This window comes from Methylomicrobium sp. Wu6 (genome assembly GCF_035916875.1).
Taxonomy (GTDB): domain Bacteria; phylum Pseudomonadota; class Gammaproteobacteria; order Methylococcales; family Methylomonadaceae; genus Methylomicrobium.
The window spans coordinates 1-6,550 of sequence record NZ_JAXUHN010000015.1; the positions used below are offsets into that span (position 1 = coordinate 1).

The following is a 6,550-nucleotide window of genomic DNA, read 5'->3' on the forward strand; positions in this document are numbered from 1 at the left end:
TCGATCACTTCCACAATGAACCGCGCCAAGTGATTCTCGGGTAACCACTCGTCCACCGACGGCGGTAAAAGATAATCGGTCGCCCTGTCAACAATGATGAATCGGCTCATCTCAGCCTAGCCTTAGAGTAGAATCGATAGCCTATATTTTACCAACTGCGGCTTCGAAAGTCCGACAGACTCCTAGGTCGTCTTTTTTCGATGTGTGACTGATAACGGTATATTCCACATCCAGACTTTGGTCGATGGGATGTTGCCGCAGCTTTCTGAATATCCACCATGTCCTTACAGCCAATATTGCAACCGGAATCAAGAGCAAAGCAAAAAATGCGGAAAAGACCAAAGCACCGAACACAGCAGCGATGACCATGACCGGAATTGCAATCAGATCGGGCACTCGAAAGGCTCTCGTCTTAACGCAAGCCACCTGTTCGGGCGATTCCAATCTGTGATCTTGCTTGACCGTTTCGTTAAAAATAACTTTTTTGTAAATTTTAATCATTTGATTCTAAAGGAAGTTTTTGATTTTTTGCCCTCAGTATCATGCAGAACGAACAGTTCGACATTTAGGAAAACCACTACAACCCCAAAATTGGTTGCCTTGATGAGTGCCGCTCCGGGCAGTTCTTAGCACCATCGGTAGGCCGCATCTTGGACAGGCGTTATCATCCCGCTGCTGCTTTTGTTCGGCAATCGTCTTCACATGATTAATATATTTGACATGTGTTTTGATCGATGGTTTAAGACCAGCTAACAATGAAGATAAAATCCACATAAAGCTTTCCCGTTAGCAATATGTTATGTCGACCAGTTTACAGAAATGCGGTTCTCAATTTTTTTCAATGATGCGCAAAATTTGTCCGGTTCGGAGATCGGCATGGTTGTTGATTGCCACAATCGGTCTTCCTTTGGCAACCCAGAGCGCCGAGGTGATGAACAGCTCGATCATACAGCGGCAGGGACGGTATATGATGCACTCGGAAGCCGTTATCCATGCGCCTGTTTCGAAAATCCGCGCTCTTCTCATGGATTATGAGAATTTTCCGCTGGTCAATCCAGATATCAAACGGGTAGAACCCGTGGGACACCTTGATCATGGAGGGATTCGAATGGTCGTCAGCTCGGACTTTTGTATTCTAGCCGTCTGTTTACGCTTCGACTGGATTCAGGATGTCCGGCTTCTGCCAGATGGTGATATTGCTATGACCATTGTACCGAACCGGGGGGATTTTCGACAGGGAAACGGCCGCTGGCATCTACTTTCAAATGGTGCTAGCACTCGGTTGATCTTCGATTTCGATTTGACACCGAAATATTGGCTTCCGCCAGTATTCGGTCCTTGGTTAATGAAACGAAAACTTTCCGAGGAAGCTTTTGAGATGGCCCAAGGGCTGGAAAGGATGGCAATCTCGAAATGCTGCTAATTACTGGGTATTCCAGGCAAGAGATTGTAGCGAGCAACTGTTTTAAGTTTTCATTTTTTTCTCGACACATGCAAACCTACTGACCACTATAGAGAAGGTGGCAGTTTTTAATATAGGTTCCCTAAATGGCCGGAAAGATTCGGATTTAAATGACCGATCAGCCTTTCGCAACCGCGCGGCTAAACGTTTCTTCTTGTGAGGCCATGAAGACAACAGCAATCAGGGTCACTCGCCGGAATTTTTGACTGAATACACTAACAAATAATTAAATGATTTCTGTTTATCATCCCGCTTTTTAGGAAACTTTGCAACAAATCTGTGACGTTAGCCTGCCTCGCTAACGGCCTATCATCCTAATATGTGGTGATTAACAGATCCGGATATCACTACATGCGTTTGAATCCAATCCTATCAACTTAAGCCCAGCCTTATAGATTAGCAAGTTGATCAATCGAAAGGGGGCTGTCATGAATGCAGTCTTGCCCAATCGCACGATTAATCCACTGGATCACAGCGGAAAGATCAAAACGCAACACCTTAATCGAAAAGCCATCATCTACATTCGGCAATCGACACTGCAACAAGTCCAACGGCATCAAGAATCGACAAGGCTGCAATACGGTCTGGCAGATAAAGCCGTTTTATTAGGTTGGCCACGCAGCGACATCGAAGTTATTGATGATGATCTGGGCTGTTCCGGCAGCACAATGGCCGGTCATGCCGGGTTCGCCGATGATGGCGAGCATTTCTTCCCGCGAGAGGAATTCGGGTAAAGGTAGCTCGAAGCGTTTCATCGGTACGGCCAAGGCCTGTTCAATGGTTTGCAGGGCTGACAGATCGTGGTGTGATGCGAACTTCAGAAACGCGCGTAATGCGGCTAATCGGATGTTCCGGCTACGTACGCTGTTGTGTCGCTCCCGCTCCAAATGATCCAGAAAGGCCAGAATCAATGCCGGCGTGATGTCGGATAGATTCATTGCCGCCGGCCATGTGCCGAGATGTTGGTGGGTGAACGTCAAGCATAGAGTGAAAGCGTCGCGATAGCCGGCAACGGTTTGCGGACTCAATAAGGGAGCTAGTAGATGAATATGGTAGAAACAGCATGCCAGTCCACGATTAACGTGTCCAAGGCGTGAGTGTTTGACAGCCCTCAATGCCGCTTTCAGCGCGGCCCAGCACATCCACTGCAGAAAGCCGAATAATCATATCAATGAATGCATGGAGATGTCTTTCTAATTACAGGCGGCTAAATTAAGAACACGATGCTACGCTAGACGTCGCGACGATTAAGCTGCCAAGTAGCTAGATCGTTACTGCGCAGCGGCATCGAGACAGCCACTGATTTCCCCACAAAAGGGAGTAAAAGATTATTTAGGCGGCAAGTTTCGATCGGCTCGATTCTCATAGCAACGTGCTTTGGGAATCTCAACCTTTAATTCTTGTTCCCGGAAACTCCATTCCTGAAATAATGCGTACGCGATAGCCAGCAATGTTGGGCCCAGAAAAATGCCGAGGATGCCAAATGACATCACGCCACCCAATATGCCCAGAAACACCAGGATGAATGGCAGGTGACTCCCCTTACTGATGAAGTAGGGTTTAAGGACATTATCGACGGCGCTTACTACCAATAAGCCCCAGAAAGCGAGAAAGACGGCCCAGCCCGTCTCGCCTTTCTGAAACAACCAAATCGCGGCAGGCGCCCAGATGAGCGGTGGCCCGATGGGAATCAACGAAAGGATGCAGGTCAGAACACTGAGCAGCAGGACGCCGGGTACGCCAGCGATCAAAAACCCAGTACCTGCCAAGAATCCCTGAGCTAGCGCGGTGCCTATAATGCCATAGACAACGCTTTTGATGGTGTCTCCCGCGATAAGGAACAATCCTGGCGCCTGTTTTCCACCGACCCGAGCGAATAACGCTTCCAGTCGGTCGGATAGGACTGTGCCGTCTCGATAGAAAAAAAACGCAATGAACACGCTGAGGCTGAGGTATAAAATGCCTTCTCCCATATTCGCCGCACTTCGTAATGCCCAATCTCGCAAGGGAATGAGATATTGTATTAACTCCTCGGTTAATTTGGCGCCGCTACCCGCTATCGACTGCCAGTGGTCGTGCATGCGTGAGCCTATGACAGGCAGCTTCGCAACCCACGCGGGCGGGGTAGGCAATCCTTCACTGAGGAGTTGGCGCACCATCTCAAGCAATGCGGTAAGGTCACCCGCTATACTGGTTCCGAGGAACACCAACGGTAGGATCAGCACGGCTGCGACCAGCAAAACCATCAATCCGGCAGCCAGCCCCTTTCTTTCTTTGACAGCCCGTTCGATCTGGTAGTAAACGGGCCAGGTAGAAAAGGATAGGATCACAGCCCACAGGATGGCTGAGAGAAAAGGGCGCAGCACGACGAAACAGCCCATCATCAAAACGGTGACCAAGGCGATGCCGGCATATCGGTCGATACGGTTTTCGCTAAGCACTGCGTTTTTCTCCGGCAGTCTGGAAATATCTAAGAATTATCACTCATCTGGAGTTGGGGTCTACTGAAATCCCGAACTCGCCATCAGGTAATGCTTATCGGAGTCTATCAATTGAAGTCGCGTCATGTCCGGGAGTGGGGTTTAGTTAACGGGGCACAGATCGATTATCCACTGTGGAACCCTGAAACTCGGCTGACATGCTTTTTTAAAGGCCGAGTTTACTTTTTAACATTTCATATGGAGTTTTTCCAGTGTCAGCTGAATGCGGGTGTCGGTTTCGAATGTGACGGGTGGCTCTTAATCATCGCCTTCGTCTCGCTTGCCGAGTGCCTCTTCATGCCATGATGGGCGCGGCTCCGCCTCGATCCTGGAGATGATGAGTTTGTCCACACGATTTTGGTCCATATCAACGACCTCGAACCGGAGGTCGTGACTGACGAATTGATCTTCGATCTGTGGTACGCGCCCAAGGCACATCATTGCAAAACCGCCTAGCGTCCGATAGGCCTGAACACCCTCGCCAGGTAGCTTGTAATCGATTTTCATAGCTTCCCTAAAACGCTCGATCGGGATGTCGCCGTCAACCAGCCACGATCCGTCTTTTCTTTGCACGATTTCGGGTTGCGACTCGTCTTCGACGGTCGCGACATCTCCAACCAATATCTCCATGACATCATTCAACGTCACCAGTCCCTGAAGCTCCCCGTATTCATCGATCACCAAGCCAAGATGCTGGCGGTGCTTCTTGAATGCTCCGAGCAATTCGATCATGGTCAGGGTTTCCGGCACGTAAAGGGGCTTGACAGCATCGCTTGCGAAGTCGAAGGGCTTGCCTTCAAGGAAGGCGTCCAGTACGGACTTCGCTCGAAGTACACCCACCACCTCGCCGAGCCCACCTTTGCAGATGAGAAACCGCGAGTGGCCGCTGTGCAACAGCTTCTGACGATTGGTCTCGAAGGAATCATTCAGGTCGATGTACACAATGTCACCCCGAGGCGTCATCACGCTCCGGATCGATTGATCGTCCAGCCGGAAAATGCGGGATACCAGCGCCTGCTCGTGCTTCTCGAACACACCCGCTTCTGCTCCCTGCGCCATGAGCACGTTGATCTCTTCCTCGGTGATGGGTGGATGCACCGATGCCCGTACGCCGAGCATCCAAAGCACCAGATCGGTGAAGAAATTCATTAGCCGCACCAGCGGGAAGGCGATTGCTGAGATAATCTCCATCGGGCGCGCCATGGCACTGGCAATGCCTTCCGGATTTAAAAGAGCTAAGCGTTTGGGCACGAGCTCACCGAGAATCAGCGAGAAAGCGGCTATTCCCGTCACCGGGATCCAGAACGCCATTCGCTCGGCATAGGGCCGCAGCCATGCAAACCGGGACAGACTCTCGGCAGCCTGCTCGGACAAAGTGGCTTCGCCTAGTGCGCCGCTAAGAATCGAGATAACCGTGATGCCGAACTGGACGGCCGAAAGAAAATTCGCGGGCTTATTGGCGAGTGCGAGCGCCCGGCCGGCACCCATACGGCCGCCCTCGCTCCACTGTTGTAAGCGCGCTTTGCGCGCCGACACAATCGCCATTTCTGACATGACGAAGACGCCGTTGAGGATGATCAGAAAGCCAAGAACGATGATAGTCATAGCGCGGTTTCAATATGAAACAATTACGGTAATAGTTAAAATCTATATACTACATGAAGCAGGCCATCGGTAGTATTCAGCGAAATAAGCCCTTTTTGAGAAAGGATCATAAAATAAGCTGAGGCAATCTGCCATCGAAAAGCAGTGTCAAAGCCTGAGTTGCCCGAAAGAGTGTTCTTTGCGGCAGATCGATAAATTGAAATGGTTATCTAAACCCAGGCTATTTCTTAAGGCAGATTTTAAACTGCAGCCGGAGGTGACCATGAGATTTGGAGCCCCACCAGCAGTTGCAAGAAATGGCGTGGCTATTTATTTTAGAGGGGGAAATAGCGATGAACGCCATTTTTCTAAACTGATTTGCGGCAGAGGTCAAAAAATTTCCTGATTAGAAAGATTCTTCAGCCAGACCAGATTTTCTCAACCATAAGGCGCATTCTGACCAAAACAAACCCTTCTAAGAGAAAAAGTCGTGGCCATGAACCGTATCCAATTTCAACAAGGCTTGTCCTTGCCCGCAGCCCTTGCGCAGTGTGGCACCGATGAGCAATGCGGGGACACCCTGGAAGCCTCACGTTGGCCGCAAGGCTGCCCGTTGCCCAGGGTGCGGCTACGCGGATTACTGCGATAGAACCGGTCAATCCAATGGGTAGCCCCGGCGTTGGGTCGAACGATAGATCCCCTAGCGGCCTTTTACTATCGTGCACCATTCGCCGACGATATTTAAAAAATTCCTCGCCGAGTGATCCACTGTAGTGACCTCCGTGATATTGCCGTTTTGCTTTGCCGCGCGAACACTGGCATCGCCGCGGGCCAGCAAGCCCAGGATGGACTCCGCACAGGCTTTGCCTTCCTTTGTCGCACCGGGGGTGCCAGAACCGGCTTCCCCGGTCGCTATATCGCCCCAGATAACCTCGGTACCCAGCACTCCCTTAATCGGCGAATCGACGATCATACACCCGCTCAGGCTGGTCGCCAGGATCGCCAAGCCTAGCGCCGAGCAATT

Annotated in this window: 7 protein-coding genes and 1 pseudogene; 2 read left to right on the forward strand and 6 right to left on the reverse strand. The window is 50.6% G+C overall.

All coding sequences use genetic code 11. From position 1 onward, the window contains the following. Positions 1-141: 141 nt before the first annotated feature. The gene (locus U2W12_RS00470) at positions 142-501 is read right to left on the reverse strand and encodes a hypothetical protein (protein ID WP_326498711.1); all 360 of its coding nucleotides are present in this window, start codon (positions 499-501) and stop codon (positions 142-144) included. A gap of 39 nt (positions 502-540) precedes the next feature. Further along, on the reverse strand, positions 541-774 hold the full coding sequence (locus tag U2W12_RS00475; RefSeq protein ID WP_326498712.1) for a topoisomerase DNA-binding C4 zinc finger domain-containing protein: 234 nt from the start codon (positions 772-774) through the stop codon (positions 541-543). A gap of 25 nt (positions 775-799) precedes the next feature. On the opposite strand from U2W12_RS00475, the gene U2W12_RS00480 reads away from it, so the two are divergent. After that, on the forward strand, positions 800-1,423 hold the full coding sequence (locus U2W12_RS00480) for an SRPBCC family protein (protein ID WP_326498713.1): 624 nt from the start codon (positions 800-802) through the stop codon (positions 1,421-1,423). Between the two features lie 644 nt (positions 1,424-2,067). Here U2W12_RS00480 and U2W12_RS00485 read toward each other — a convergent pair. The 3 genes from U2W12_RS00485 to U2W12_RS00495 form a co-directional block, all read right to left on the reverse strand. Continuing rightward, complete coding sequence (locus tag U2W12_RS00485; RefSeq protein ID WP_326498714.1) at positions 2,068-2,490, reverse strand: site-specific integrase; 423 nt, start codon at positions 2,488-2,490, stop codon at positions 2,068-2,070. Between the two features lie 300 nt (positions 2,491-2,790). Then, positions 2,791-3,903 (reverse strand): AI-2E family transporter, encoded by a 1,113-nt coding sequence (locus U2W12_RS00490; protein ID WP_326498715.1) that lies wholly within the window; start codon positions 3,901-3,903, stop codon positions 2,791-2,793. A 297-nt stretch (positions 3,904-4,200) separates the two neighbouring features. After that, entirely contained in the window at positions 4,201-5,547 is a 1,347-nt protein-coding gene (locus U2W12_RS00495) for a hemolysin family protein (protein ID WP_326498716.1), read from the reverse strand. Between the two features lie 469 nt (positions 5,548-6,016). Between U2W12_RS00495 and U2W12_RS00500 the strand changes: the two are divergent. Then, positions 6,017-6,139, forward strand: a pseudogene (locus U2W12_RS00500) (IS1595 family transposase); the annotation flags it as partial. A gap of 87 nt (positions 6,140-6,226) precedes the next feature. On the opposite strand, the gene U2W12_RS00505 reads toward U2W12_RS00500, so the two are convergent. Next, the coding region (locus U2W12_RS00505; RefSeq protein WP_326498717.1) for a TRL-like family protein at positions 6,227-6,550 on the reverse strand (324 nt) is incomplete at its 5' end.